General features: G+C 55.7%; 26 protein-coding genes. 19 read left to right on the plus strand and 7 right to left on the minus strand.

Going from position 1 to position 26,249, the window contains the following annotated elements:
- Nucleotides 1-562, minus strand: a 562-nt coding sequence (locus AB1724_19180; GenBank protein MEW6079939.1) for a C4-dicarboxylate ABC transporter substrate-binding protein, incomplete at its 3' end; no start/stop codon positions are given.
- 352 nt (nt 563-914) lie between these two features.
- On the opposite strand from AB1724_19180, the gene AB1724_19185 reads away from it, so the two are divergent.
- The 15 genes from AB1724_19185 to AB1724_19255 all read left to right on the plus strand — a co-directional run bounded on the left by AB1724_19185 (nt 915) and on the right by AB1724_19255 (nt 16,445).
- The gene (locus AB1724_19185; GenBank protein MEW6079940.1) at nt 915-2,924 is read left to right on the plus strand and encodes a U32 family peptidase; all 2,010 of its coding nucleotides are present in this window, start codon (nt 915-917) and stop codon (nt 2,922-2,924) included.
- A gap of 179 nt (nt 2,925-3,103) precedes the next feature.
- Nucleotides 3,104-3,388, plus strand: a complete 285-nt coding sequence (locus tag AB1724_19190) for an integration host factor subunit alpha (protein ID MEW6079941.1) — start codon at nt 3,104-3,106, stop codon at nt 3,386-3,388.
- Between the two features lie 91 nt (nt 3,389-3,479).
- Nucleotides 3,480-3,944: a type II secretion system major pseudopilin GspG gene (gene gspG / locus AB1724_19195; GenBank protein ID MEW6079942.1), complete on the plus strand. Its 465-nt coding sequence runs from the start codon at nt 3,480-3,482 to the stop codon at nt 3,942-3,944.
- An 87-nt stretch (nt 3,945-4,031) separates the two neighbouring features.
- Nucleotides 4,032-4,658 (plus strand): prepilin-type N-terminal cleavage/methylation domain-containing protein, encoded by a 627-nt coding sequence (locus AB1724_19200; protein MEW6079943.1) that lies wholly within the window; start codon nt 4,032-4,034, stop codon nt 4,656-4,658.
- Nucleotides 4,655-5,056, plus strand: a complete 402-nt coding sequence (gene gspI, locus AB1724_19205) for a type II secretion system minor pseudopilin GspI (GenBank protein MEW6079944.1) — start codon at nt 4,655-4,657, stop codon at nt 5,054-5,056. The genes AB1724_19200 and gspI overlap by 4 nt, the downstream gene beginning before the upstream one ends.
- Nucleotides 5,037-5,771 carry a prepilin-type N-terminal cleavage/methylation domain-containing protein gene (locus tag AB1724_19210; GenBank protein ID MEW6079945.1) on the plus strand — a complete coding sequence of 245 codons (735 nt, stop codon included), beginning with the start codon at nt 5,037-5,039 and terminating at the stop codon, nt 5,769-5,771. The genes gspI and AB1724_19210 overlap by 20 nt, the downstream gene beginning before the upstream one ends.
- The gene (locus tag AB1724_19215) at nt 5,761-6,843 is read left to right on the plus strand and encodes a hypothetical protein (protein MEW6079946.1); all 1,083 of its coding nucleotides are present in this window, start codon (nt 5,761-5,763) and stop codon (nt 6,841-6,843) included. The genes AB1724_19210 and AB1724_19215 overlap by 11 nt, the downstream gene beginning before the upstream one ends.
- An 83-nt stretch (nt 6,844-6,926) precedes the next feature.
- On the plus strand, nt 6,927-8,375 hold the full coding sequence (gene pilM, locus AB1724_19220) for a pilus assembly protein PilM (GenBank protein MEW6079947.1): 1,449 nt from the start codon (nt 6,927-6,929) through the stop codon (nt 8,373-8,375).
- 26 nt (nt 8,376-8,401) lie between these two features.
- Nucleotides 8,402-8,968 (plus strand): type II secretion system protein GspM, encoded by a 567-nt coding sequence (gene gspM, locus AB1724_19225; protein ID MEW6079948.1) that lies wholly within the window; start codon nt 8,402-8,404, stop codon nt 8,966-8,968.
- Nucleotides 8,969-8,991: 23 nt separating this feature from the next.
- Nucleotides 8,992-9,876, plus strand: a complete 885-nt coding sequence (gene gspN / locus AB1724_19230) for a type II secretion system protein GspN (protein ID MEW6079949.1) — start codon at nt 8,992-8,994, stop codon at nt 9,874-9,876.
- 58 nt (nt 9,877-9,934) lie between these two features.
- On the plus strand, nt 9,935-10,816 hold the full coding sequence (gspC, locus tag AB1724_19235) for a type II secretion system protein GspC (GenBank protein MEW6079950.1): 882 nt from the start codon (nt 9,935-9,937) through the stop codon (nt 10,814-10,816).
- Between the two features lie 65 nt (nt 10,817-10,881).
- Nucleotides 10,882-13,293 (plus strand): type II secretion system secretin GspD, encoded by a 2,412-nt coding sequence (gspD, locus tag AB1724_19240; GenBank protein ID MEW6079951.1) that lies wholly within the window; start codon nt 10,882-10,884, stop codon nt 13,291-13,293.
- An 11-nt stretch (nt 13,294-13,304) separates the two neighbouring features.
- On the plus strand, nt 13,305-15,011 hold the full coding sequence (gene gspE / locus AB1724_19245) for a type II secretion system ATPase GspE (GenBank protein MEW6079952.1): 1,707 nt from the start codon (nt 13,305-13,307) through the stop codon (nt 15,009-15,011).
- Nucleotides 15,012-15,073: 62 nt separating this feature from the next.
- A complete protein-coding gene (yidD, locus tag AB1724_19250) occupies nt 15,074-15,484 on the plus strand; it encodes a membrane protein insertion efficiency factor YidD (GenBank protein MEW6079953.1) in 411 nt (136 codons plus the stop codon).
- Nucleotides 15,462-16,445, plus strand: a complete 984-nt coding sequence (locus AB1724_19255) for a tetratricopeptide repeat protein (protein MEW6079954.1) — start codon at nt 15,462-15,464, stop codon at nt 16,443-16,445. The genes yidD and AB1724_19255 overlap by 23 nt, the downstream gene beginning before the upstream one ends.
- Nucleotides 16,446-16,459: 14 nt before the next feature.
- Here the strand turns inward: AB1724_19255 and AB1724_19260 are convergent, their stop codons facing one another.
- Both AB1724_19260 and AB1724_19265 read right to left on the minus strand, forming a co-directional pair.
- On the minus strand, nt 16,460-17,689 hold the full coding sequence (locus AB1724_19260) for a type II secretion system F family protein (GenBank protein MEW6079955.1): 1,230 nt from the start codon (nt 17,687-17,689) through the stop codon (nt 16,460-16,462).
- Between the two features lie 53 nt (nt 17,690-17,742).
- Nucleotides 17,743-20,154, minus strand: coding sequence for a DUF4388 domain-containing protein (locus tag AB1724_19265; protein ID MEW6079956.1), 2,412 nt, complete (start codon nt 20,152-20,154; stop codon nt 17,743-17,745).
- Between the two features lie 276 nt (nt 20,155-20,430).
- On the opposite strand from AB1724_19265, the gene AB1724_19270 reads away from it, so the two are divergent.
- Both AB1724_19270 and dfsP read left to right on the plus strand, forming a co-directional pair.
- On the plus strand, nt 20,431-21,423 hold the full coding sequence (locus AB1724_19270) for a DUF2804 domain-containing protein (protein ID MEW6079957.1): 993 nt from the start codon (nt 20,431-20,433) through the stop codon (nt 21,421-21,423).
- A gap of 79 nt (nt 21,424-21,502) precedes the next feature.
- Nucleotides 21,503-22,120, plus strand: coding sequence for a DUF166 family (seleno)protein DfsP (gene dfsP, locus AB1724_19275; protein MEW6079958.1), 618 nt, complete (start codon nt 21,503-21,505; stop codon nt 22,118-22,120).
- Nucleotides 22,121-22,131: 11 nt separating this feature from the next.
- Here dfsP and AB1724_19280 read toward each other — a convergent pair whose 3' ends face one another.
- Nucleotides 22,132-22,485 (minus strand): PilZ domain-containing protein, encoded by a 354-nt coding sequence (locus AB1724_19280; protein MEW6079959.1) that lies wholly within the window; start codon nt 22,483-22,485, stop codon nt 22,132-22,134.
- A gap of 233 nt (nt 22,486-22,718) precedes the next feature.
- On the opposite strand from AB1724_19280, the gene AB1724_19285 reads away from it, so the two are divergent.
- Both AB1724_19285 and rpiB read left to right on the plus strand, forming a co-directional pair.
- Nucleotides 22,719-23,288 carry a carboxymuconolactone decarboxylase family protein gene (locus AB1724_19285; GenBank protein ID MEW6079960.1) on the plus strand — a complete coding sequence of 190 codons (570 nt, stop codon included), beginning with the start codon at nt 22,719-22,721 and terminating at the stop codon, nt 23,286-23,288.
- A gap of 55 nt (nt 23,289-23,343) precedes the next feature.
- Nucleotides 23,344-23,793, plus strand: a complete 450-nt coding sequence (rpiB, locus tag AB1724_19290) for a ribose 5-phosphate isomerase B (GenBank protein MEW6079961.1) — start codon at nt 23,344-23,346, stop codon at nt 23,791-23,793.
- Between the two features lie 6 nt (nt 23,794-23,799).
- Here rpiB and AB1724_19295 read toward each other — a convergent pair whose 3' ends face one another.
- The 3 genes from AB1724_19295 to AB1724_19305 form a co-directional block, all read right to left on the minus strand.
- Nucleotides 23,800-24,468 (minus strand): chemotaxis protein CheC, encoded by a 669-nt coding sequence (locus AB1724_19295; GenBank protein ID MEW6079962.1) that lies wholly within the window; start codon nt 24,466-24,468, stop codon nt 23,800-23,802.
- Nucleotides 24,461-24,844 carry a response regulator gene (locus tag AB1724_19300; GenBank protein MEW6079963.1) on the minus strand — a complete coding sequence of 128 codons (384 nt, stop codon included), beginning with the start codon at nt 24,842-24,844 and terminating at the stop codon, nt 24,461-24,463. The genes AB1724_19295 and AB1724_19300 overlap by 8 nt, the downstream gene beginning before the upstream one ends.
- A gap of 189 nt (nt 24,845-25,033) precedes the next feature.
- Nucleotides 25,034-25,996, minus strand: coding sequence for a M23 family metallopeptidase (locus tag AB1724_19305; GenBank protein MEW6079964.1), 963 nt, complete (start codon nt 25,994-25,996; stop codon nt 25,034-25,036).
- Nucleotides 25,997-26,249 lie beyond the last annotated feature (253 nt).

Raw genomic sequence — 26,249 nt, forward strand, 5'->3', positions numbered from 1 at the left:
CCACGGGAACGCCGCCGAGGGCTTCCACCACCTTGGCGCTTAATCCCGTGGAACGGATTTTGAGCCCTTTCATTTCTTCTAAAGCGGCGACTTTTTTCTTGGTGTGCAGCAGGCCCGGGCCATGGGCGTGGAGATAAAGGACCTTGACGTCCTTGAGCTCATCGGGCTGGGTTTTCCGGTAAAACGCGTCCACGGCTTTCGTGGCCACCATGCCGCTGGCATAACCCAGGGGAAGATCCGCGGCCTCCATTATCGGGAACCGGCCCCGGGTGTAGGCGAAACAGGACATGCCCAGATCCGATATGCCGTTGACCACGCCGTCATAGCAGGCTTCGGCCTTGGTCAGGGTGCCGCCGGGGAAAACATTGATCTTGACGGCGCCGTCGGTGCGCTTTTCGATTTCCCGGGCCCAGGCTTCCCCGGCCTTGCACTGCTCGTGGGTGGGCGGGAAGAAAATGCTGTAGGAAAGCGCGATGACTTTTTTCTCCGCCGCGACGGCCGAACCGCTGAACGCCATCGCCGCCAGCATCAGCAACATAATACGCCAGGTCCATTTTTCCATGATTCCATACTCCTTAATTTTTTCTAAGATCGTTACGATGAACAACCGATAAACAAAGGGAAAGAACCGTTTTTCAAACTTGGATCAATAGCAAGGTTCACCCCGGGTGTCAATGGTTTTAGGGCCGCCGCGCGGGGGAACAAGGTTTAAGGTTCAAGGTACAGGGTTCAAGGTGTAAGGTGGAATAAGTTGAGGGGGACTTTTGTGTTATGCTTTACTGCTTTGAAAAACATGAAAAATCCTTGTACCCGTACCCCGTACCCTGTACCCTGTTCCTTGAACCTTGAACCTTAAATTTTAAACCGTATACCCTACACCTTGAACCTTAAACCTTTTTTTAGAATACAACGCCTTGGCACCTGACCAGAAAACCTCTACTCCTCAAAAGATTCCGACCGCCAAACCGTCAATCCTGGCCCCGGCCGGGAACCGGGCTTCCTTTTTCGCGGCTCTGGCCGCCGGGGCCGATGCCGTTTACTGCGGGCTGAAGCAGTTTTCCGCCCGCATGACCGCGGAAAATTTCACGCCGGAGGAACTGGCTCGCCTGGTGGCCATGGCCCATGACCGGGGCACGGCCGTTTATGTGGCCATGAATGCTCTGGTCAAGCCCGATGAGCTGGATCAGGCCGGGTCTCTGGCCGCGACCCTGGCCGGATATGTGCGGCCCGATGCCGTTATCATCCAGGACCTGGCTTTTGTGGAACTCCTGCGCCGGGCCGGTTTCGGCGGACAGATCCATTTATCCACCCTGGCGGCGGTGACCTTCGCGTCAGGCCTGAAGACGGCGGCGGCGCTGCCCGGGGTCAGCCGGGTGGTCCTGCCCCGGGAACTGACCATCGATGAAATCAGGCAGATGGCCGCCGCCTGCCCTTCGGGCCTGGACCTGGAGATCTTTATCCACGGGGCCCTCTGCTATGGCGTGTCGGGAAGATGTTACTGGAGCAGTTATCTGGGAGGGAAAAGCGGGCTTCGGGGGCAATGCGTTCAGCCCTGCCGCAGGATGTATTCCCAGGGCAACAAATCCGGACGGTTTTTCTCCTGCCTGGATTTGTCCCTGGACGTGCTGGTCAAACCGCTTCTCGGCATTCCGGAAATCGCCGCCTGGAAAATCGAGGGCCGGAAAAAGGGCCCCCATTACGTTTATTATACCGTCACCGCATACAAGATTCTGCGGGACGAGGGCACCGACCCGGTCATGAAGAAGAACGCCCTGCAGTACCTGGAGCAGGCCCTTGGCCGGCCGCCCACGCACTATTATTTTCTGCCCCAGCGCCGTTTTTCGCCGACCAGCCAGGGGGAGGAGACCGCCTCCGGCTGTTTTATCGGCAATGTCATGGCCGGCGGGCAAAACAGCCATGTATCGCCGCGGTTCGATCTGCTGGGCGGCGACCTGCTGCGGATCGGTTATGAGGACCGGCCCGGTCACTATATATATAAGGTAGGAAGATCGGTTCCCCGGCATGGCCGGCTTCATCTGAAAATCCCTCCGGCCAAGATGCCCGCCAAAGGCACGCCGGTGTTTCTGATCGACCGCATGGAGCCGTCGCTTTCCCAACGCATCCGCGAAATGGAAAACGGTTTCGGGCAACAGCCGGAACCGTCCTCTCGCCCCGTCAAGTCCAAGCCGTTTGCGCCTTTCCGGAAAAAAGCCGTTATGTCACCCCGGGAGTTGGACGTGTACCGATTCTGGCCCCGGTCCCGGAGACCCCGGACCGATATCGGCCTCTGGCTTTCCGAGGAGAACCTGCGGCAGGCGGCCGGGAAAAAGGATCTGGCTTCCTGCTGGTTATGGCTGCCGCCGGTGATATGGCAGGAGGACGCCGATAAGATCCAGGGATGGGTGGATCAGGCCCTTCGCGGCCGGGCCCGCCGGTTTGTGGTCAATGCTCCCTGGCAGCTTTCTCTTTTCAAGCATCCGGAGCCCCTGGAGATCTGGGTGGGACCGTTCTGTAACCTGACCAACCCCCTTTCCCTGGCCATGGTCGCCGGGATGGGGTGCGCCGGCGCCATTGTCAGCCCGGAACTGGCCGGCGCCGATTTCTTTCTGCTGGGCAACCGGAGCCCCCTGCCTCTGGGCATTGTCGTGGCCGGGGCCTGGCCCCTATGCCTGGCGCGGACCGCCCCCGCTGATCTTGAAGAGGCGAAACCATTTTTAAGCCCGCGCAAGGAACCCGCCCGGATCGTTAACAATGGCGGCTGTTTCTGGATCTATCCCGACTGGCTTCTGGATATTCAAAAGCAGCGCGACCGGCTGGAAAAGAACGGATATTCTCTGTTTGTCCGGCTGGTTGAACCCCTTCCCGAGGGCCTGTCGGTAAAGAAACGCCCGGGAGATTGGAACTGGGAGACGGGCCTGACGTAAATGGCAGAGAAATCGAATCAAATTTCTTGACAAAGGAAATATTTAAGCTTATCTATATCAAACAGTTGGAGAGCCTGGATCTTTCCGGACAGTTGGTCGCGTCAGTCAGGAGCGCAATAAGACAACATTTCAGCACAAGTGACCGTAAGACACGTAATGCTTGCCAAAAGGAGTATGGTATGACTTTGACGAAGAGCGAGATTATTGATTCTGTTCAGGAAGAAACCGGTCTTCCGAGGAAACGATGCGACGAACTGGTTGAAGATCTTCTGGAGTTGATCAAAGGCACCCTGGAAAGCGGTGAAGACTTGATGATCAGCGGATTCGGGAAGTTCTGCGTAAAGCAAAAGAACCAGAGAAAAGGACGGAATCCGGCCACGGGCGAAGACCTGATGTTAAACAGCCGGAGGGTCATTACTTTCAAATGCTCCCAGAGCCTGCGGGAAAGAATCAACAGCCATTAGTCGTCACGGAAGATGATCTCGGGAACGATAAACAATCCGGAATCGTTCCCGTTTTTTTTTAATCCCAACGGGTTGAGGCGCCTTTTTTAACATGTTTGCAGACAACGGAAAACGCTTTTTCCCCGGTAACCCGCGTGCCGGGTTTACCCTTATCGAGTTGATGGTCGTTCTGGTCATCCTGGGTATCCTGGCGGTATCGGTGGCACCGAGAATCCTGAACCGTCCGGGTGAAGCCAGGCAGCTCAAAGCCAAGATGACCATTGAAACCCTGCAGACGGCGCTTGATCTTTATAAGATCGACATGGGCAGTTATCCCACTACCTCCCAGGGACTGGACGCCCTTGTCACCAAACCCGAGACGGGACCGGGGGTTGACCGGTGGCGGGAGGGCGGTTATCTGCAAAAAGGCAAGGTTCCCAAAGACCCCTGGGGAAACGATTATATTTACCTCAGTCCCGGCGTTCACCATGATTGTGATATTGTCTCCTACGGCGGCGACGGCGTAGCCGGAGGCGAAGGGGAGAACGCGGATGTCAAAAGCTGGGAACTGGAATAGCCATTGTGCCCTGCCGGGCAATGAATCATGGTGGCCGCTGCTTTCCCTTAAAATCCCGCGTACATATTTTAATGCGTAATTTTGCCATTGGTTCATCCATCCAACACGGTCGGACAGACGATATCGATACCTTCCCCCCGCCCGGCCGGGAGTAATTCACGTGGATTCACGCTTATTGAAATTTCGGTAGTTGTCTCCCTGATCGCGTTTATGCTGGTTTTTTCCTTTCCGCGGCTGTCCGGTTTTTTCACGTTCAACAATAAAAACAAAATGATCCGCTGGCTGATGGCGCAACGAACCGTGATGAGGACAAGAGCGGTAACGGATCAGGTTCCCTATGTCCTGCGGGTGGATGTGGACGGCAATCGCTTCATCCCCATAGCGCTGGCGCCGCCGCCGGTCGAGCAACCGTCTTTAGCGGACGCCGAGGCGATTCCGGACACGGTCAAGCCATCCGACCGACGGAAACCGCTGGCCCCGTTTTCCTGCGGCGGCTCTCTTGACATTACCGGCGTTCTTTTTCCGGAGGGGGAAGCGATCACCGACCAGAGTGTCGATATCCTCTTTTCAGAAAAAGGGTATTGTGAACGCGCGATTATCCACGCGCGGAACGGAGATGACCGTTTTTCCCTGTATCTGGAACCCTTTCTGCCCGGTGTCACCGTGTATGACGGATACATCCGTTTCGGTCAGCCCTGGGAGCAGGAGATATGAACCACGGCCGGGACAAAAGCCGCCTCCGGGCGAACGGGTTTACGCTGATGGAGATCATGGTGGCCGTGGCGGTGGTGGCCACGGTTTTTGTCGCCGCCTACAAGCTTTTCTCCCAGGCCATCGCGGCGGAAAGCGTTGCCCGGTTTTATACAGTCGCGCCCCTGCTGGCGCAGCAGAAAATGGCCGAAATCAGCGGCGGGATCATCCCGGCTGAAACCGGCGGATCGGGATCTTTTGAAAATTTTCCGGGCTACAGCTGGCAGGTCAGCACCCTGGATGTTTCCTCTGAAACCCTCAAAAACGCGGTGACCGATTTGAAACAGGTCAACGTCACCATATCCGCCGCCGATGATGGCCGTAAATTTTCCATGAGGAGCTATGTTTTTCTGCGCAAGTGACATTCAGCCCGGCGGAAGGCGATGGCCCCGACCTGGTGCTGGTCCTACTTCCGGATTTACCCTCATCGAGATCATGGTGGCGCTCTCGATTTTTGCCGTGCTGGTTTCCGTTCTGATGGGATCATTGTCGTTTCTGCTGACCCGGACGGATGCGATGCAGGAAGACACCGTCCTGTTCGAGGAGGCGCGGATATGCCTGGACCGGATGGCCACGGATTTAACGTGCGTTTTTGTGCCAGTGGCGCCGGCTTATAAAATCCCGGACATTGATGATGATCCGGACCCGGACCGGTTTTTATGCGAGGAGTCCCGGCTGGAATTTACCGCTTTTTCTCATCTGCCCATGGGCGGCGGAATCCCGGCCAGAACCGGGCGCATTGCCTATTCCCTGAGAAAAACCGGTGAGGACGATCAGGTCCTCATGCGCCGGGACGAGGCGTTACAGGGAGGTGACCGGCCGGATCGTTTTTCCCAAAGGGATGAGGAAAAAATGGAACCGGTTTTATGCCGACACGTCAAGTCTTTCCGCGTCGCCTGTTTTGACGAAGAAGGCCGGGAATATGACGCCTGGGATTCCGACTCCGGCGACTTCTCGTATGCCACGCCGGTCGCCGTCCGCATCAGCCTTGAACTGGAAGGAATTAATGGAATCCTTCCCTTTGAAACCATGGTCGTGCTGCCCGTTCACAGAAAGAAGATCGCCCATGCGCTGTAAAAGGATCGCCACCGGTTCCGGCAACGACGGCATGGCCCTGATTATTACCCTGATGATCGTGGCCCTGCTGACGGCGGCTGTCGTGGAAATGAATCGGAATATACGGGAAACCGTGGCTTCAGCGGCGCTTTTCCGTGACCGCGTGACCATGTCGCATATGATCCAGTCCGGATTCAGTATCGGTGAGGCGGTTCTGATCGACGACCGGAACAATACCGAAACCGACTCGCTCCAGGAACAGTGGGCCGACGCCACGGCCCTGGCGGAAATCGTCGGAGAGTTTCCCTTTGAAGAGGGCCGGGTGCGACTTCAGATCACCGATTTGAGGAGCCGGCTGCAGGTGAACGCCCTGGTGGATTTTCCCGGAGGCCGGGAGTTTAACGAGAATCAGCGGATGCTGTGGCTCCGCTTTTTTGAACTGATCAGCATCAGCCAGGCCCAGGACAGTAACATCGAACCCATACCCATTGTCAACGCCGTCAAGGACTGGCTCGATTCCGGCGATGATGACGCCACCACCGGCCTGGACGGCGCCGAATCGGATTATTATCTGGATCAGACGCCCCCTTACGCGTGTCGCAACGGTCCCGTCATGGATATCAGCGAGCTGGCCCTGGTCAAAGGGATTCCTCCCGAGGTTTTCAGCACCCCCCATGCCGGGTACAGTCTGGTCGACTGCGTGACCGTTTTCGGCCGGACGGAAGCGGCCGGCCGCGACGGGTTTACCTTTGACGGCCGGATTAACATCAACACCGCGCCTTTTTTCGTGCTGTCCGCGCTGCTGCCTCTGGAGGACGCGCACCTGGGAGCGGAACTGGCCGAGTACCGAACGGAAATGTCCGATGAAAAATACGTTCATGACTTGAGCCGTCCGGACTGGTATAAAAATGTTCCCGGGTGCGAGGAGGTTACCATGAACGCCAATCTTGTCACCAACCGGAGCGATTTTTTCGAAATAGCGGTGACGGCTTCTCTGCATGACCTTCAAATGACGAGAACCGCCGCGGTCCGCCGGCTGAAGGATCCGGAGTCTGGTAAAATCGTCTGTCAGGTATTGAGTTATTCCGAATGATAATATATACCTGTCTTATTAGGTAGCCGGGTTAAGGCTCATGAACGGCAACAACGGGATATTTTAGGCGACGGCGCTGCAATATGGATGTAAAAATCATCGGGGTAGACTTCTCCGTCCAGGCCATATCCATGGCGGTGGTGACCTTCGGCCGCGGAGAACAACGGGTCGCGGCCTGTGAACGGGTGCCCCTTGACGGCAACGGTGAATGGCCCGGTCTGGCCGAAGCCCTGGCCCGGATTCAGGAGACGGTGGATTTCCGGGACGCGCTGTGCGTCGTTTCTTTTCCTGATGACGACATTTTTTATCGTATCATCAGCATGCCGTTTTCGGACCGGAAAAAAATCGCCAAGGTGATCGCCTATGAACTGGAACCGCTGCTGCCGTTCGCGCTTGAAGACGCGATCATCGATTTCCAGCCGGCGGCCGCTTCACGGCTGTCCGATAGCGGCACCGACTTTTTTGTCGCGGCAGCATTCAAGCCCCGGTTGCGGGAGTTCATCGGGAAACTCAACGCCCTGGGGCTCGAACCGGAAATCATCACCTCCCGGGCCTTTGCGGCCGTTTCCGTTCTATCGGCGTATAAAGACAACGGGATTTTCGCCGATGGAGACCCCCGGCGGTTGACGGTCGGGGGTTTTGCCGGAGGGGGGGTCAGATTCGTTCATACGATGATGACGGGAAACGCGGATCAGATCCGGCCAAAAGCGGTGGCCGACACCCTCAATCATATCCTTATCGCTGACGAAGAACGACAGGCGTCTGACTTTCATCCGGGCACGGTTTTCCTGACGGACATTCTGTACCGGATTCCAGGGATGAAGGAGACGGTTGCCCCCGCCCCGGGTATCAGCGTCGGTCCCCTGGATATGGCCGGCCTGGCCGGACTGGCCCCGGCCGGAAGTGCCGCCGCTGTCAACGGGGAAGCCGGTGGCTGTGAGATCGCTCTCTGCCTGGCCCTGCTCAAGCGGGTCAGCCGGCCGGTCATCAATTTTCGCAAAGACGAACTGGCGGTTACCGGGAAGTGGCGTCAATACAGTAATGTCATGGTCCGTACCGGGCTGATCGCGGCGCTGGTGATGGCGATCGGTTTATTCGGTTTTTACTATGATCTGAAAACGGGGCGCGACCGGATCGCGGCGGTAGATGCCCGGATGGCGGCGATTTTCAGGGAAAGCTTTCCCGACGTCCCCCTGGTGGACGAACCGCTGGTTCAGATGCGGATGGAGTTCGACCGGCTCAAGGGCAAAAGCGGCCTGCCGGCGGAAATGAGCCGGAAGGCCTACTGTATCGATATTTTGAACGACATCAGCCGGTTTGTTCCTCCCGACAATGACGTGATCATAGAAAAGCTGTCGATCGGTCCGGACGATGTGATCCTTTCCGGAAGCACGGATTCGTTTAATGCCGTGGACGCGTTAAAAAGCGAGTTCGGCAAGAGCGTTTTTTTAAGTAAAATCGACATCAGTTCCGCCACCATGAGCAAGGTGGACAAGCGTGTCAGCTTCAAGCTGCGTCTGGAGTTGCAGTAAAGGCAGACGGGGCGGGTGAGAAAAACATGAAAAATCTTAAGGACTGGTGGCAGCGTTTTTCCGCAATGATGGCCGGGTTGAACCGGCGGGAACGGATCCTGGTCAATTGCGGGGCCGTTTTTGTCGTGGTCTTCCTGCTGGTCCGGTTTGTGATCGTCCCCCTGTCCGGCCAGCAGGCCCGCCTGGAGAAAAAACTGGCCGAGAAAAAAGAAATGCTTCAACAGATGTTGACTGTCCAGAAAGAGGTCGTTTCCGTCAGCCGCAGGGTCAATGATTCCCTGTCCGGGACGCAGGGACGTGAGGAAAATTTCACGCTGTTTTCGTTTCTTGACCAGCTGGCCGGAGAAGCCGGCGTAAAAGAGAATATTACTTATATGAAGCCGTCCACCGAGGAAACCGGACAGGGGGAAAGCCGGTTATCGCTGGTGGAACTGAAAATGGAAGCCGTCAGCCTGGAGAATCTGGTGTCCTATATGTATAAAATCGAGACGTCCCGCAGCATGGTATTCGTGAAGCGGGTTTCCATTTCGCGGCAGGAGAAGGATATCGGCGGCGTTGACGCGGTCATGCAGGTGGTCACGATAGCGGGATGAAAATGGAAGGCCCGGAAACACTGATGATGTGGCGAGATAAAGACATGCCCTTATTCGGCCGGCGCAAAAAAATCGCTTACGGGTTTTATCTGACGGCGGTCGCGCTGCTGTTGCTTTTCTGGCGTTTCCCCGGGGATTCCGCGCGGGATTTCGCCCAGAGAGCGGTCAAGCGTCTTCATCCCCAGCTGGGTGCCGGCATCGGCCGGGTCGGCCTGGTGTTTCCTCCGGGGGTAAACTTCAGGGACGTGGCCTGGTCTTATAACAAGGAGCCGATAACCCGCACGGATTATATCCGGTTGCGGCCGGGGTTGTGGTCGCTTTTCGGATCGTCTTCGGTCTGTTACATTAAAGCCGGGGCTTATGGCGGTGTCATCAGCGGCAAGTGCCGGATCACGAAAGACAGGGAGGCCGAGGCCGACCTCCAGGCCGGGAACCTGACGCTTGAGAATGTCGACTGGTTAAGGCGACTGACGACGCACCGTTTTTCCGGCCGGATGAACGGGACCCTGAAAGCGAAATTCGAAAAGGATGACGTCCAGGCGGAATCGCACCTCGTGTTTTCCGATATCACCGTGACGCTGGCCGCGCCGGTGCTGGACTTTCAGTCCCTGCGATTGAGTGTTGTGGATGCGGATGTGTCGGCCACAAGGCGGCGGATGGAGATCAAGGCCTGTACCGTCAAGGGACCGGAGATAGAGGGTGAGTTCTCCGGCGACATTCTGGTCCGTCAACCCTATCAGATGAGCGTGCTGAATCTGAAGGGGTTTTTAAGACCGCAGGCGTCGTTTTTAAAACAGGCCGGCAAGACCCTGCCCATCGATCTTTTAATGAAAAAGGAACAGGGCGGAAAGGGGATCCCGGTCAAACTGACCGGGACGATTCAGTCTCCCCAGTTCGGGTTTCAATAAACGTAAACCGCAGTGGCCGGGGGGGATACCCGTTGCGGCCGGATGGTGTGTTGAAATAATGGTCAAAAAAATCGCGCCGGTTGTTAATTTTTTGCTGCTGACCCTGGCCGTCTACCTGGGGGTGGGCCTTTTTTACAAGGTTGTCCTCAACCGGATGGAAGCGATCCTGCCCGCGGAAGGTTCATCCGCCAGGGAGGATCGCCCCCGGGAAACAGCGGTCAATCGCCAGCCGGGGGAATATTCCGTTATCGCGCAACGCAATATTTTCAAGGCCCGGGAAAAAACCGGAGGAACGGCCGGCACCCTGGACCTTGATAACATGAAAAGAACCGACCTGGATTTGAGGCTGCTGGGCACCATATCCGGTTCGGACAGGGATTCGTTCGCGGTCATCGAACAGGTCAAGGACCGCAGCCAGAAGCTTTACCGGGTGGGCGATGCCATTGACCAGGCCCGGATCAAAATGATTGTGAGAAAGAAGGTTGTCCTGACGATTGACGGTCGGGATGAAGTGCTGGAAATACCCGAGGAACGGACGGCCGCGACATCGGAAACCGGAAAGTCGACGGAAGGCAAACTCGGGGACAGAGATAATCTTCGTGCCAGCGAGAGGGGGGACGTGACCAGTGTTACCCTCAACCGGGCCGATGTGGAGAAGTCGTTTAATAACGTCAATGAACTGATGAGAAGCGTTCGCGTCCGCCCTCATTTTTCCGACGGCAAGCCGGACGGCCTGCGCCTGGATAATGTAACATCGGGGTCGATTTTCAAGGATATGGGGCTTCAGGACAAGGATATCATCGTCGGCGTCAACAGCCGGCGAATTAATACGGTGGATGACTGCATGGAAGTCTATCGGAACTTGAGCTCCGCTTCCGAACTGATGCTGGAAATCAAGCGGGGGGAACGAAGTCGCTTCATCAAATACACCATCCGGTGATGGACAGACGTGCAGCCGGAATGCGGTCCGGTAAAACCGGGCATACAAGGCGGGAGGTTATCTTGTTGACAGATAGAATAAAACGAATGGGGAAGATGGCCGGATGCGTTCTGGCCCTGCTGATCTGTCTGCTGCTTCCGGCAGCCGGTGAACAGCCGGTGGAAGCCGACCGGTCGGTGGAAACAGTGCCGCCTTCTCCGGCCGGGAACGAGGCCGATCGACTGGTGTCCGTTGACTTTAACGATGTGGATCTGGCCGTTTTCATTAAATTCATCAGTGAACTTACCGGCAGGAATTTTGTGGTGGACGAGCAGGTCAAGGGAAAAATCACGATCATCTCGCCGGCCAAGATATCCGTGGAAGAGGCTTACCAGGTCTTTGAGTCGGTCCTGGAGGTCCACGGGTACACCACCGTCCAGTCCGGTTCGATTATCAAGGTCGTCAAGGATATGGACGCGCGCAGCAAAAGCGTCGAAACCGGCCTGGCCGGCATCGAGCCGGAAAGCGCGGAAGACAAGGTGGTGACCCAGATCATACCGCTGAAGTTCGGGGACCCCAACGAGGTCAAACAGCTTTTCGTGCCCCTGGTTTCCAAAGCCGGTATCATTCTGGCTTATCCATCCACCAACATGCTTATCGTCACGGATTATCATTCCAATATTAAACGCCTGATGAACATCCTCCACGTCATCGACGTGACCGGTATCGGGCGGCAGGTTTCGGTGACCCCCCTGGAGTATTCCGATGCCACCAAGCTGGTGACCATTCTGGAAAGCATGTTTCAGAGCAAACAGGCTAAAGCAAAAGGCGCGGATGAAGGCGTCCGGATGGTGGCCGATGACCGCTCCAATTCCATCGTGCTCCTGGCCAGTGAAACGGAAACCCGGCAGATCAAGCAGCTGATTACCATTCTGGACAAGAAAGTTCCTTCCGGCAAGGAAAGCATTCACGTGGTTTTCCTGAAAAACGCCGATGCCGAGGAGATGACGGAGGTTCTGCTGAATCTACCCAAGGGCGGCGAGGGGGAGAAGAAAGAAGCCGGTCCCAAGAAGACGCCGGTGATATCAAAAGAAGTGAGTATTACCGCCGATCCGGCCACCAACAGCCTGATCATTATGGCGGAACGGGATGATTTCCTGGTGCTCAAGGAGATTATTGAAAAACTGGATATCCCCCGGTCCATGGTTTATATCGAGTGCCTGATCGTCGAAGTCAATGTCAACAAGGACTTTATCCTGGGCGTGGAGTGGATGGCCGGGGGCGAGACCCATTACAATGACCGGGACGGCGCCTACGTCGGGGGATTCGGCGGCGCCGGCACCGCCTATTCGAATATCTACGGAATGGTCAACGATGCCGGCGTGGCCACCTTGCCGGCCGGTCTTTCTCTGGGCGCTTTCAGCGAAGCGATTAACATCGGCGGCGTCATGTTCCCCAGCGTGGCCGCCATTGCCCAGGCGTATAAGCGGGATAAGGATGTTCATATTTTGTCCACCCCGCAGATCATGACCACTGACAATACGGAAGCATCCATCACCGTCGGGAAAAACATCCCTTATCTGACCAAGACCGGCACCACGGACGCTTCGGAAACTTACAATAATTACGAGTATAATGATATCGGCATCAAGCTGAAGATAAAACCGCAGATCAATGAAAACCGGCTGATCCGGATGGACATTTCCCAGGAAGTAACCCGGCTGGACCAGGTGTCGGCGGTCACTTACTCCGATAAGCCTTCAACCCTGAAGCGCACCATCGAAACCAACGTGATTGTTCATGACAATCATACCATTGTTATCGGCGGACTGATTGACGATACCATGACAAGGTCGGAATACCGGGTGCCCTGCCTCGGGGACATCCCCATTTTTGGCTACCTGTTCCAGAGTCTCAACGACGCCACAGACCGCACCAACCTGTTCGTTTTCTTGACGCCTCATGTTATTAAGGACCGCAGTGAGGCGGACAGGATCATGCAGGATAAAGAGACGGAAATGGAAGCGGTTACCGGTGGTGAGTTCAACCTTTTCCCCTCCCCGGATAAATCCCCCGCGGGCGGGGAGAAAAGTATCGGTGACGGGGCGGGCGCTTCCGACGCAACCGGCGACACGAGCGGAATGCTACCGCCGGAAAGCGGCCGCGGAGAAGAATCAGATGATCACGCGGTAAACGACGGTAGCGCCTCCGCCGGGGCACCGTCTGATGCCGGAACCGTTACGGAAGAGAATAGCGGAGCCGGAGATGCCCCGGAAGAGGCCGCGGCCGAGGAAACGGATGAAGAAGGGAACGTTATCAAAAATATATTTCTGGATCGTCGATCCACTGCATCCCCGACGGCTTTCGAGTCCGGAGCCGAAACCGGCCGGGGGCGAATGGAAGAATCGGGCGGCGGAGACGCGGTAGTCTCTAACGGCGAAGAACCGGCGGGACAAGGGCAATCTCAGGAAAGCCCTCCCCCGGCAGAAACGCCTTAAGCGGAAAACTGATGAGCCATCGTTTATTACGGATAATACAGGACCGGCTGGATTTGCCGCCTCAACAGCTGGAAAAGGTGAACCGGCTGTTTGAGGGAGAACGGGCGGATTTTGCCGGGCAGTTGATCAAGCGGAAACTTCTCACGGAGCACCAGCTTCTGGCCGCCAGAAGCCTGCTTTACGGCATTCCGTTTCTGGAACATCTGCCGGCCGCGGAAAATCATAACGATGTTGTCGAGAAGGTGCCGGCCCAGTTTTTAAAACGCCATATGCTGGTTCCTGTCGAAAGGGCGCTGGATGATTTATCGCAGGGGCGGGGATGCCGTATCGCCATCAATGACCCTTCCAGTCTGGAACCCATTGCCGATTTCGTCCGCATCCTTGGCGTGGAGGAATATACGCTGGTGCTGTCGACCCGGGACGCCATCCGTCTGGCCATCAGCAGCTTATATGACAAGGGCGGGGAAGCGGCCGAAGACCTGGTCCGTGACATGGAGAGCGCCGGCGATATTTTCGACGAAATCGACCGGACGGCTGACCTGCTGGACGACGCCAGTTCGGCGCCGATCATCCGGCTGGTCAACCATATCGTTTCCGAGGCGGTCAAGGCTCAGGCCAGCGATATCCATCTGGAAGCCTACCAGGACAGTTTCAAGATCCGTTACCGCGTGGACGGGATTTTGTATGATTTTCTGACGCCGCCCAAAAGAATTCAGCCGGCCCTGGTCTCCCGCATCAAGGTCATGGCCAATATGAACATCGCGGAAAAGCGGCTGCCCCAGGACGGCCGCCTGCAGGTGAGGACGGGTAATCAGGAAATCGATATCCGGGTGTCGTCCATTCCCATTACCGCCGGAGAGCGGCTGGTGCTGCGACTGCTGAACAAGTCGGGCACCCTGCTTCATCTTCAGGAAATCGGGCTGCCGGAAAAGGAATACAATCTGCTGTATCGTCTGATCCGGTATGCCAACGGAATTATTCTGGTCACCGGTCCCACCGGCAGCGGCAAGACAACCACTCTCTATGCGGCCCTTTCTTCCATCAATACGCCGGATATCAATATCATCACCATTGAAGATCCGGTGGAGTACCAGATCAGCGGCATCAACCAGATCCAGGTGAACCAGAAAATCGGTCTGACCTTTGCCCGCGGACTGCGCTCCATCGTCCGGCAGGATCCGGACGTCATTCTGGTCGGAGAAATCCGGGACAAGGAAACCTCGGAGATCGCCGTCCAGTCGGCGCTGACCGGACACCTGGTGTTTTCCACCCTGCACACCAATGATTCGGCCAGCGCCATCACCCGCCTGGTGGATATCGGCGTGGAGCCATTTCTGATCTCCTCCTCCGTGATCGCCGTACTGGCCCAGCGGCTGGTGCGGGTGCTGTGCCCGAACTGCAAAGAATCGTATATCCCGGACGAGCAAACCATCCGGAGTATCGGCGGAGAGCCCCGGGCGTTTGTTGGTGTTCCTGTTTACCGGAAAAAAGGGTGCGCCCAGTGCCTGAATACCGGCTACAGCGGGAGGGTGCCCATTTTCGAGATCATGGTGCTGGATGACCTGATCAAAACCCTGATACTGACCACGCATGATTCCGGCCGCATTGAGGCGGAGGCCGTGCGGCAGGGCATGAAGACCCTGCGGGACAGCGGCATCGACAAGGTGGTGGAAGGGGTGACCAGTATCGAAGAGGTCTTGCGCGTCACCCAGCGGTGATGCCCGGTACAGGACCTGTCAATGAAGTCTTCTCGATGCAGCGGGGCAAGAGGCCATCAATTATGAATAAGACAGGCGGCAGGTGGTACTTGTGGCTGGTGCTGGTGGTGGTGATTTCCCTGCCGTTGTCGCCTTTACCCTTGGCGGCAGGAGAGGAAAGAATTATGTTGCCGCCAGCGCCATCCGATGCGGCCACCCCGGCCGATGGCGGGTTTGTTCCCGCGGCGATTGGCTTTTTCCGCCGGCACGTTTCTCCCATTGACGGCGACCGGTGCTCCATGTATCCCTCCTGTTCGCAATACAGCCAGGATGTTGTCTGCAAGCACGGGCTGATGATGGGATGGATCATGGCCTGCGACCGGCTGCTGCGCTGCGGCAGGGACGAGGTGTCAGCGGCCCCGCGGATAATGACCGATAACGGATGGCGGTGTTATGATCCGGTGGAAAACAATGATTTCTGGCGGGGCCGGTAAAACCGGTTGCGGCGCCCGGATGATGAGCCCGGCAATGGTCCTGATGGGCATTCTGTTCTGCGCTGCCATTCTGCCGCCGAACGGCTCATCACAGGAGCTGACCATTTCGGCGCAGCAGCAGCTCGATCTGGCCGACAGCCTTTTCGACCAGGCTGAATACGAATCCGCCATAACCGAATACCGCCGGTTTCTCTTTTTTTTCCCGGATCATTTTCAGACCGATGATGCCGCCTTCCGGCTCGCCCTGGCTTTTTTCCGGTCCCGGGAATTTGAGAAGGCCCTGCCGCTTTTCCAAGCCATATATAAAAAAGAGCCCGGCAACCGGTATGCCGTTGAAGCGCGCTTCATGGCCAGCAGCTGCCATCAGACACTGGGCCGGATGGAACTGGCTGAAGCTGTGTTGCGGGAACTGGCGGAATCGACCGATAACGCTGACATCCGCGATCGGGTCTGGTACCATATCGGCTGGCTATGCCTCGAGTCCGGGGCATTGCTGAATCCCGCGGCTGTCAACCGGGCCGGGGAGTTTTTTGCCCGGATCAGCGATCGCCATCAGGCCCTTTACCGGGTGGGTGAATTGACCGGGCGGCTGAAGGAGCAGGTTCCGTTGGCCGGGCGGAAGCGTCCGGGCCTGGCGGGAGCGCTGGCCGTATTCCCCGGCGGCGGGTATGTGTACTGCGGCCGGTATCATGACGCCCTGATGAGTTGTCTGTTTATCGGCGGCATGGCGTATGCCGCCGGCGAGGCCTTTCATAATGACCTGGAAGGACTGGGCGCTTTGATCGGCCTGGTGGGCAGCGGCTTTTACGCGGGCAGTATTTACGGATCGGTAACGGCGGCGCATAAGTGGAACCGGGCCCTTTCCCGGGAGTTCCTACTCAATCTGCGGGACATTCAGGTTGATATGACGCCCGCAGGTCGGGAAGGCGGCGCCATGGTCCGTGTGCGGGTTCCGTTCTGAAGCCTTTGTCCAGGCTATCCGACCATCTGGTTCATTTCAAAAATCGGCAGAATGATGGCCAGAACGATAAACATGATGATCACGCCCATAAACACCACCAGCAGCGGCTGAAGGATGGAGGTCAGGCCGACCAGCGTGGATTCGACCTCATTCTCAAAAACATCCGCTGTTTTCAACAGCATTTTCTCCAGATCTCCGCTCTGCTCCCCGACCTTGATCATCTGCACGGACAGGGGCGGAAAGACGCCGGCTTCTTCCAGGCTGATGCCGAGGCCCATTCCTTTTTCCACCTGCTGACCGGCGCTCTGGACCGCCTCGGCGATGATCGTGTTGCCGACGATATTCTTGACAATGTCCAGGGCCGTCAGCATGGGAATGCCGTTTTCCAGAAGCGATCCGAGCGTGCGGGAGAACCGGGCTACGGCGATTTTCGTGGCCAGAATGCTGATGCCGGGCAGGCGCAGAACGGTTTTGTCGATGAGATAGCCCCCCCGGGCCGTCTTTCTTAAGCGATTAAAACCGGCATAAATGGCAATCAGAACGACCAGCAGGATCCACCAGTAAGACGCCAGCTGGGTGCTGATGAACTGGATGATGCGCGTCGGCAGCGGCAGGGCATGCTTCATGTCGGAAAAAATGGAGATGAATTCCGGGACGATTGATACCAGTAAGAACGTCAGAATACCAAAGCCCAGCACGGTCATGACGGCGGGATACGCCAGGATGGAGATAATCCGGTTTTTCTGGACCTGCCGGTTTTCGTTGATTTCGGCCAGGCGTTCCAGAACGATTTCCAGCGTTCCGGATGCCTCTCCCGCCCGGACCATATTGACGAACAGGGACGGGAAGATATCCGGAAACTCCGTCAGCGCTTCAGCGAAACTGTTGCCTTCTTCGATGGAATCCTTGATCCGTGACAGAACTCGTTTGAGGGGGAGTGCGGTTGTCTGGGGAATCAGCGCGTAAATGGCGGAAACCAGAGGGAACCCGGCGCCGACCAGTGTGGCCAGCTGGCGGGTTGTCGATGTCAGGTCCCGGGCGCGAACCCCGGAAAAAAAATCGAAGTTCAAAAATTGTTTTTGTTTCCGGGGAGACCGGCGGGTATCGTAGGCTTCGGTGATAGCCGTGGGAAAAAGGCTGGTGGCCCGCAGCTTCTCTCGCGCTTCATAGAGGTTGTCCGCGTCGATAATACCGTTTACGTTCTTACCGCCGGCATTGATCGCTGTGTATTCGAAAACAGGCATTGCTCAACTTGAATTTCAAGAGGATTGGCGGGAAGGTGTCTCCGGGGGGCGTATCATGGCCGTACCGCCCGGACGGCGCCGCATTTTTTCAGATCGGTTTCGTGCTTTTCCCAGATGCCCGTGTCTTTCTGGATAACCGTATTGACCTTTTCCTGCCAGGCCGCCGAGAACACCTCCGACGTCCAGTATGACTTGGCGCTACTGGTTACGGGAAAACGGGGATTGCCGTTGTATAAAACGAGAAGTTCGCTGGGGTCGGGGAGACGCCAGTCACGATACCCACCGGTGGCGAGCCCGCGAACGTAGCCTTCCGCGTTTTTATAATCGATACAGTGACTGGTCAGAACCGAGGAATCGAACATGCACCACGTCAGGCCGGTCTGATTGTCGGTGATGGTGTCCTCCGTGACGATTGAAAACCTGCCGCCCGACTGTTTAAGAAGATTGCGTATCCGGATTCTTTCCTGTCCGATGAAAGCCTCCCGTTGCCGGCGTATCTGTTCGTTTTCGGCCTGCTGATTGATCTGCTGCTGCTTTTTGTTTTTCTCCTTTATCAGCCAGGCATGGAGGGCTTTTGCTTCGGCGGCATGTTTTTCGGGGCACACCTGCAGGTAGCTCTCCATGCGTTGCACCCGGTCAAAAATATCGTTCCGGTCGTTCTTGGCATATTCGACCAGCTGCTGCCAGCTTTTTTCCAGGTTTTTCTTTTGGCCGATTCTGTCCAGCTGGGCTTCCACGGTATCCCTGACCGGCGAGTCTGGATATGCCTTAAGGTAATCCGTCAGCAGTGCTTCCGCCGTCTGGGAAAAAGGATCCGCTTTTTCCAGTTCCCCGGCGATTTTGAGATAGGCGGCCTGGGCGGTCATGGCGCGCTGCAGGGCGGCGATGTCCTCCCTGCGCGCATGGCCCTGCGTGCAATTATCCAAAAAATACTGGCAGAGCTGGATGCATCGCTGCCAGTTTTTTTCCTGATCGCAGACCGTTTTTTCGGCATGGATATGTTCATAGAAGGCTTCTCCCAGGTTGTTCATCATGGCTTGCACACTGGCCGCGTTGGTGCTGTCCGGGTGGTTGGTCAGATAGGACTGATACGCCAGAAGCCTTTCACTGTAATGATTCCCCGGTATGCTTTTCAGCCGGGCGTATTCGGCGTCATCCACCATGGCCGGAATTTCGCTGATGCGGCGGTTGACCTCTTCTTTGAACCGGCTGTCCGGAAACTGCTTGAGAAACTGCCGATACTGGTTTTCGGCCGCTTTGATAAACTTTTCATCAAGTGGCAGCTGGCTGACGGCCTGCGCGACTTTCTCAAGCTCCTCAACCTCCTTTTGCCCGGAGAGCGTCTGTTTGAGCGTCTGTGCCTGAAGCGCATACGGCGCATCCGGCCCGGATTGCAGGTAGGCGTCCAGGATGGCGATAGATTCCTCCGCCGACGGGGCGGCTTTGGCCGCGGCCATGGCTTTGTTGAGTTTTCTTTTGGCCAGACCCGGGCTGGCGGCATATTGCCACAGGCCGGCCACCATGACGATAATGGCCACGGCGGCACCGGCTTTGAGAGCCTGTGAAAGCAGCCGTTTGCGTTTTAGTATTTTACTGGCGTCCGTAAATTTGCCTTCGGCCAGAAGTTCTTCTTCCGTTTCAGGAACGGCTTCCGCTTCAGGGACCTGCGGTTCAATTGCCGCCGTGGCAACCGGTTCGGTTTTCGGCGTTTCCGCCGCGAGTTGAACATCGGGCGCCTTTTTTATCTTTTTTCTGGGCGCGTCAGCGGCAGGGTGGGCCGGTTTTTTCGCTTTGCTTTTCTTTTCGTCCTTTCGTCTGGCGCTTTCCATCAGCAGGGATATCAGCGGCGACTCGATCTCTTTTTTCCGGTTGACCGGGGAGTCATCGATCTCGATCGTCGGGTTTTTCCAGGAAAGGATGTCAAAGACCGCCTCCTCGCCCGTCAGTTCACCGGATTCGGCGGCGATCAGAGCGCCTTTGACCAGGAACAAAGAACCTGTTTTCTGGTCGGCGTTGATTTTCAGCGTGCAGGAGGTTTTCTCCATTTCCGACATCTGCAGAAAGGAGGTCAGGCTGATGCCGTGAATTTCACCCCCGACGTTGCGTTTAATTTTCTCTCCGACCAGCTCGGCCAGTTTGTTAAAATCAACCGGTTTTAGAAAATACCGGGCCGTTCCGATGGATTTGACGGCTGATTCAATTTCTCCCGTTTCAAAGGCGGTCATGAGGATCAGCGGAAGTTTTGGGTGGTTTCTGGAGATGATGCCGAGCGTTTTCAGATCCTGGGGCGAGGGGTTTTCCAGATCGACGACAATGACATCCGACGCCAGTTTTTTGATAATGGCGTCTATTTCCCCGATTTTTTTTGAAGTGAGGATTTCAAAATCAGGGGTCTGTTCCATCAACAGGGAGGAAAGAATATTCAGGTTTACGGCATCAATGTTCACTGCCAGGATTTTTTTCATGCAACCCTCTTTTATCGGTTTCGATCGGGACGACCGCCCAAGGATTTAATTTTAAAAAGTTATTATACAATAATATTGAGAATAATCAAGGTTAAATTCAAGCCCGGATATTTGCCTGGTTATGCCAACCCCCCTTGGGAAAAAATATCGCCCGCGCCGGAAAGTGTCCGCCAACCGCTGTTTACCCCGGTCCGGCGGCTTGCTTTTTCCCTTGCCATGAGGATAAGGCCGTTGTAGATGTAAAGAAGATATAAGCGGATAAGGAGCAGGTCAATAATGGAAAAACTGGTGGACCCGTATGGCCGGATCGACTTCGGGCTGATTGATGAGCCCGTCGATTTGATTAACCATATGGATTTTCCCCTGGCAACGCCGTCAGGCAGACGCCGTCCGGTTTTTTTACGGAAAATGCTGTTCAAGCAGTTCTCTTTTGCCGGTATAAATTGCCCGGAACTGATGATCGGGGTGGCGGTCGTTGACTTGAAGTACGCCGCCAACGCTTTTTTTTATGTATTTGATAAAGCCGACGGCTCTCTTAAGGAAAGAAAATCAACCACCCTGCCTTTTGCGGCCTCCATTTCCCCCCGCCCGGACAAGGGCCAGGAGGCAATTTTTCAATCCTCCGGTCTGCGTATCCGTATCGCGTGTGATCGCGTCCAGGTAAAATGCCGGGAGGCCGAACTGGATGCCGTTTTGAACCGTGACCAGACCAGCCCCCTGCGGATCTGTACCCGCACGGGATACAACGGCTGGACCTATACTCAGAAGACGGCCCCGATTTCTGTTTCAGGGGCGCTCGCCATCAACGGCAAGACCTTTCATCTGTCTGCCGCGGACAGTACGGCCATTACGGACTGGTCGGCGGGTTATTTCAGGAGACAGACCTTCTGGAACTGGGCGGCCGCAACCGCAATTCTTCCGGGAGGACGGCGGTTCGGAATGAATTTCTCCTGCGGGGTGAATGAAACCGAAGCCACGGAAAATGTTTTCTGGATAGACGGCAGGCGAATCAAGGTCGATAATGTCAAATTCCGCCGGAACCCCCGGAGCTGGGATGATCCGTGGCGCATAACATCCGCCGACGGCAGGGTTTCGCTGTCCTTTGCCCCTGCTTCATTCCGGCAAGAACATCTCAATGCGTGGCTTGTGGCCTCACGGTTTACCCAATTCCTGGGTTTTTTTTCAGGTCGGCTGACCGATCCGGAAACCGGCGACATCCGGTTGGAAAAATGCCCCGGCTGGGCGGAGGATCATTATGCCAGGTGGTGAAACGATGACGGAAAGTCAGGACATAGGCCGAACGGCGTGCCTCGCGGCCGGTTGCGGCAAAGGCGAGGGCCAGCGGATCATGGTGTTTCAGCAGCGGGGAAGGGGAGAGAGCAAGATCGCCGGGATTCGTGAATATGGCCGGGGACGGTTTCTCCTGGATGTGGTTTCCATCCGCGATGATCTGCCGACGGTCATCGAGGACAGCCGCAGCCTTTTCCCCAGGGAAATCTGCGCCGACCTGGTTCTGGATTATCTGATTCATCCGGACCTGTCTCAGGACCTGGCCGGTATCTGTCGGGAGCTGGGTATTCCCGTCGTCGCTTCCGGAAAGAAATCGGCCGGCAAAGGCGTCCACACACCGCCGATCTGCTGCGCGCTCCCCCGGCAGGTCAAGCTGGGAGAGTACGGCCGTTGTTTCGGCGCGCCGGTTTTTGAAGTGACCATCGAAGACGGTGTTATTCAGGAAGTCATCGTCAAGCGCGGAGCGCCCTGCGGCGCTACCTGGAAAGCGGCGGAGCGGATCAGGGGCCTTTCTCCGGACGAAGCCCTCGTCCGGATGGGGCTGGAAACCCAGTTTTTCTGCACGGCCAATCCCGCCGGGTGGGATCCGCTCATCGGCAAGAGCCCGGTTCATCTTGCCGCCGACGTCCATTCCCAGGCGCTGGAAAAGGCCTTAGGAAAAACGCCGGAGGCGTAAGGCGGCCCCCCTTAATCCCCGGCTTTCATCCGGTCCTTCATGAAGAGCGCGATGTATTTATCAAGAAGGATCAACCCCCTGTCGTCAACGGACAGAAATTCCACTCCGGTCTTGTGACAATGCTCGTCTTCGCATCGCGTATGCACAACCCGGCCGCTGATATAGACAAATTCCTTCTCCAGGGTCATGACCAGAGCCAGACTCTGGCCCATTTCAATCGCGAAAGGCGTCTCCAGCAGGACGCCGCCTCTGGAAATATTCAGCGTTCTGCCTTTTCCTTCACCGGCCATGATATTGTCGTTGTACATCCGTACTTCGGATGGATTGATCATGTCAATCCGGACATGTTTTCTTTTTTCAATCATTATTATCCGCCCCGTCCGTTATTGTTTAAAATGATGATATCATGAGCGTCGTTCGTAAACAAGCCTTCACATCATCCCCGGCATGACGGGACAACCGGCGATTGAATTTGGCCGCCGGGATAAAAACCTTTGACAGTCGCAGGGCTTATTGCCTATAAACTTTGAAGTCGGGCATATTCGAGGCGGAAATTTTTCCAGGTCAGGGGCGTGCAGCCCCCCAGGCGAGGTGCGTCATGAGGTTATCGGAACCGAGGGTCCATCCGGCGGAATTTGAAGGGCTGGATGAAGAGACCCGAACCCTGCTGGGCTTTTCAAAAGCAAAGGACGGAAAACGGCCGGACAACGTGTTTACCACCTTTGCCCGGAATCCCGCCCTGTTCAGACATTTTATTGTTTTCGGCAGTTATATTCTCACCGGATCGACACTGCCGGCCCGGGATCGGGAAATCGTCATCTTGAGAATCGGGTGGCTCTGCCGGTCCGAATACGAGTGGGGTCAGCATGCCCGGATCGGCCGGCGGTGCGGCCTGACGGAAGAGGATATCATCAGGATTACCCGGGGGGATCAGGCGGAAGGTTGGACGGAGCTGGAGTCGGCGCTGATCCGGGCGGTGGACGAATTGCATGGGGACGCCTTTATCAGCGATCAGACCTGGAGCCGCCTGTCCGCTTACTACGATACGAAACAACTGATCGACCTGGTGTTTACCGTGGGCCAGTATAATATGGTTTCGATGGCGTTGAATACATTCGGCGTTCAGCTGGATGAACGCCTGTCCGGTTTCCCGGAAGCGGAAGATTGAAAATCAGTCCCGGCGGTAAAAATAAAAAGCCGTTTATAAAAAACAGGAGGACGTAATGAATATTTGGATTGCGAGTGATCATGCCGGCTTTCCCATGAAACAGGATATCATCGATTACCTGGGGCGAAAATACCCGGAATGGACCGTTGACGATATGGGGCCGGAAGATGAAAGCCCGGTCGATTATCCCGTTTACGCCCACCGGGTAGGGGCCGGGGTGTCCTGCGGCGACTGCCGGCGGGGAATCCTGATCTGCGGGACCGGACTGGGAATGTCCATGATGGCCAACCGTTTTCTGGGGGTGCGCGCCGCTCTCTGTACCACCGTGGAAATGGCGGAACTCAGCCGGCAGCACAATGACGCCAATATCCTCTGCCTGTCCGGCCGGAAAGTCTCGCTGCAGGACAACATGGCCATTATCGACACGTGGCTGGGAACTGAATTCACGGACGAACCGCGGCACCTCAGAAGAATTGATTTAATGGATATCCTTCAGAGCAGATGAGCCGGATCAGTCCTCGTAGGCGCTGATAAACGCGTGTAACGCCTTTTTCAGCCAGTCAATGGATTGATCATTGGTCATGATCAGCAACAGACCATTGATGTCCTGCTCATCAAACTGGAAAAGCGTTTTCATCACGATGGCCCGTTGTTCATTGTTAAAATGTTTCAGCAGGAAGGAATAATCGGTTTTTTCCAGACTCAATAATTCCGGCGGAGTGTATGACACCATGGTGTTGAGCAGGTCGGAGATTTTACCGACGCAGGCGCCGATTAGAATATTGCTGATTTCCAGCAGCAGACCACTTTTAATATTGTCGTCAAGGGCGCGACAATCGTCGTCATCCTGATCTGACCGGGACTGGCTGAAATACTGGCTTAAAACCCGTTCGGAACCGCTGGGCAGAAACAGCAACCCGGAACCGTTGAAATCCCCCCAGAATTTCTGACCGGCGACACTGTTGGTCTGATTTTGAGGAATGGACTCGCCCAGGTAGTCCGTCAATTTGTCAATGTCGATCAGCCGCACGTCCGGAACGCTTAAAACCGTGTGAATATCGATTAACTCGGCAAGATCCGCGGTGGCATTTCCAAAGGCGATATTCATTACTTCCTGGAGGATGTCTTTTTCCTCACCGGAGAAAAGGGGGACAGCGCTGTTGCCGGAACGATTATCCATTATTTTCCTTTATCGCTAACTCTGCTTTATTCAGTGCGTCTTCAATAATGTTCGCCTTGGCCGGCTTTTTTAAAAGAGTAAAGGCGCCTCTTTCCATCACGCTCGATATGGATTTCGGCTGGACATCAGCGGTCGTGACGATCACCATGGCCTTGCTGTCAAAACTCCGGATTTCCTCGAGCGCCTGGTAACCGTCGACCCCGGGCATCGTCAGGTCCATAAAGACGACATCCGGTTTCAACATCTGAAATTTTTTTATGCCGTCCTGCCCGTCCGTGGCTTCGAAAATTTCGTATCCCTTGTTTTTGGGAATAGAATTTTTCAGCATTTTGCGGGCAACCGGAGAATCGTCGACAATCAGAATTTTTCGAATCATATGCAGTCTTCCTTTTGCGTCACACCGGTGCTCATACAAATTCCGGTCTGTTTATCATGCGGTCAGCCTTTTCATGTAGCAGGCTACTATCGCAATTTTATTCTTTTTTACGTGATCCGGGAAAACCTGTCAAGTTGAAATTGTGCTTAAGTGCCGGCCTGAAGGAAGAAGCGATGACCAAACGGAAAGTTAAGGCAGGAAGGCAGTATGGGCGATCAGTTTTTCCGGATGAACCGGCAGCCCATCGACCATAATTTCGTAATAAAACCGTGATGATTTTTCCGAAAGGCTCTTTTCCGCAAGGCCGATGACTTCTCCTTTCAGGACAAGAGATCCCGTCTCCCTGGCGGCACTCGTCAGACCGGTGTACCGGGCGATGATCCCATGGCCGTGATCAATAACGATGGTATTTCCGTTACTGTTGTTGTCATCGACAAAGGAAACAATACCATTGGCGGGAGCCAGGATTTCATCTCCCTGGACGGTCTCCAGCATGATGCCGCGATGGAGCCCGCCTCCGGCAGCGACCGGTTGCCGGGGTGAGCGCGGTGTTTTGGATACGGCGCCATTCAGGGGCAGGGAGGAGGGAATACAGGCAATGGGGTTGATATGAAAATCAGACGGACTCAAAAGAAAAGCCGATTCGGAAGTGGCCGGGGGATCGGAGAGAAGGACGTCCAAAGCGACTGGTTCCACTGTGGACTCCGGTCCGCCGCCTTTGGCCGGGGGGCCGGCCGGCTGTTCTTCACCTGCCGCGGAAGATGTATCATCAATCCGGGATCCCCCAACCCCGAAAAGATTTTCATTGTCGATAGCCTGTTCGATCCGTCCTATCCGGCATATTTCCATCTTCAGTGAACGCAAATGTTCGATTTTTTCCGTCAGGCCGGCTATTTTTTCATTCAGCAGGTCAATCTGGCGACCCTGCAAGGCAGCGCGTTGCCGCTGGTCCCGACTGGCCTCTTCCATTAGTGCGGCAGCCGTTATCGTCTGGCGCAGGTCATTACAACGGACAGCGGCAAAGCCGGTCAGGCAGACCATGGCCAGGATAGACATCACCGCCAGCAACAAAACACCCCGGGAAGCGGCGAACTGTCTGGTGGAGTAGTCCGCTTCGTTGAATAAGAGAAAACTGATTTGTTTTTTTATCAAGGGTTTCAAAACTGACTGTCTCAACCCGATTTACGTCATCCGGATAAAAAGGCCCCCAGCTTTCCAGACCGCTGGATGACGGATTGTTGATCTGTCTTTTTGTATTTTTTTGAACATATGGTATGAATTTGTGCATGTCAACCCTTTAACGCAAAAAAGTGATAGGGCAGGTAATAAACGAAACCGTTCGCAAGCTGTTGACATGATTATTCCTCGATCGTTTTTTTTTGTGGCATTGATGGTTATATATCCG

The organism is Thermodesulfobacteriota bacterium, from assembly GCA_040753795.1.
GTDB lineage: Bacteria > Desulfobacterota > Desulfobacteria > Desulfobacterales > Desulfosudaceae > JBFMDX01.

What these genes read in the sequence shown, in the direction of transcription:
- AB1724_19255 (MEW6079954.1), top strand. Translation starts at nt 15,462, where the DNA reads ATGATTTCTGGCGGGGCCGGTAAAACCGGTTGCGGCGCCCGGATGATG.
- AB1724_19280 (MEW6079959.1), bottom strand. Translation starts at nt 22,485, where the DNA reads ATGATTGAAAAAAGAAAACATGTCCGGATTGACATGATCAATCCATCC.
- gspM (MEW6079948.1), top strand. Translation starts at nt 8,402, where the DNA reads ATGAAAAATCTTAAGGACTGGTGGCAGCGTTTTTCCGCAATGATGGCC.
- AB1724_19300 (MEW6079963.1), bottom strand. Translation starts at nt 24,844, where the DNA reads ATGATTCGAAAAATTCTGATTGTCGACGATTCTCCGGTTGCCCGCAAA.
- AB1724_19260 (MEW6079955.1), bottom strand. Translation starts at nt 17,689, where the DNA reads ATGCCTGTTTTCGAATACACAGCGATCAATGCCGGCGGTAAGAACGTA.
- gspE (MEW6079952.1), top strand. Translation starts at nt 13,305, where the DNA reads ATGAGCCATCGTTTATTACGGATAATACAGGACCGGCTGGATTTGCCG.
- yidD (MEW6079953.1), top strand. Translation starts at nt 15,074, where the DNA reads ATGAATAAGACAGGCGGCAGGTGGTACTTGTGGCTGGTGCTGGTGGTG.
- gspI (MEW6079944.1), top strand. Translation starts at nt 4,655, where the DNA reads ATGAACCACGGCCGGGACAAAAGCCGCCTCCGGGCGAACGGGTTTACG.
- AB1724_19215 (MEW6079946.1), top strand. Translation starts at nt 5,761, where the DNA reads ATGCGCTGTAAAAGGATCGCCACCGGTTCCGGCAACGACGGCATGGCC.
- pilM (MEW6079947.1), top strand. Translation starts at nt 6,927, where the DNA reads ATGGATGTAAAAATCATCGGGGTAGACTTCTCCGTCCAGGCCATATCC.
- AB1724_19285 (MEW6079960.1), top strand. Translation starts at nt 22,719, where the DNA reads ATGAGGTTATCGGAACCGAGGGTCCATCCGGCGGAATTTGAAGGGCTG.
- dfsP (MEW6079958.1), top strand. Translation starts at nt 21,503, where the DNA reads ATGGTGTTTCAGCAGCGGGGAAGGGGAGAGAGCAAGATCGCCGGGATT.
- AB1724_19210 (MEW6079945.1), top strand. Translation starts at nt 5,037, where the DNA reads ATGTTTTTCTGCGCAAGTGACATTCAGCCCGGCGGAAGGCGATGGCCC.
- AB1724_19295 (MEW6079962.1), bottom strand. Translation starts at nt 24,468, where the DNA reads ATGGATAATCGTTCCGGCAACAGCGCTGTCCCCCTTTTCTCCGGTGAG.
- AB1724_19265 (MEW6079956.1), bottom strand. Translation starts at nt 20,154, where the DNA reads ATGAAAAAAATCCTGGCAGTGAACATTGATGCCGTAAACCTGAATATT.
- gspG (MEW6079942.1), top strand. Translation starts at nt 3,480, where the DNA reads ATGTTTGCAGACAACGGAAAACGCTTTTTCCCCGGTAACCCGCGTGCC.
- gspN (MEW6079949.1), top strand. Translation starts at nt 8,992, where the DNA reads ATGATGTGGCGAGATAAAGACATGCCCTTATTCGGCCGGCGCAAAAAA.
- AB1724_19270 (MEW6079957.1), top strand. Translation starts at nt 20,431, where the DNA reads ATGGAAAAACTGGTGGACCCGTATGGCCGGATCGACTTCGGGCTGATT.
- AB1724_19190 (MEW6079941.1), top strand. Translation starts at nt 3,104, where the DNA reads ATGACTTTGACGAAGAGCGAGATTATTGATTCTGTTCAGGAAGAAACC.
- gspC (MEW6079950.1), top strand. Translation starts at nt 9,935, where the DNA reads ATGGTCAAAAAAATCGCGCCGGTTGTTAATTTTTTGCTGCTGACCCTG.
- rpiB (MEW6079961.1), top strand. Translation starts at nt 23,344, where the DNA reads ATGAATATTTGGATTGCGAGTGATCATGCCGGCTTTCCCATGAAACAG.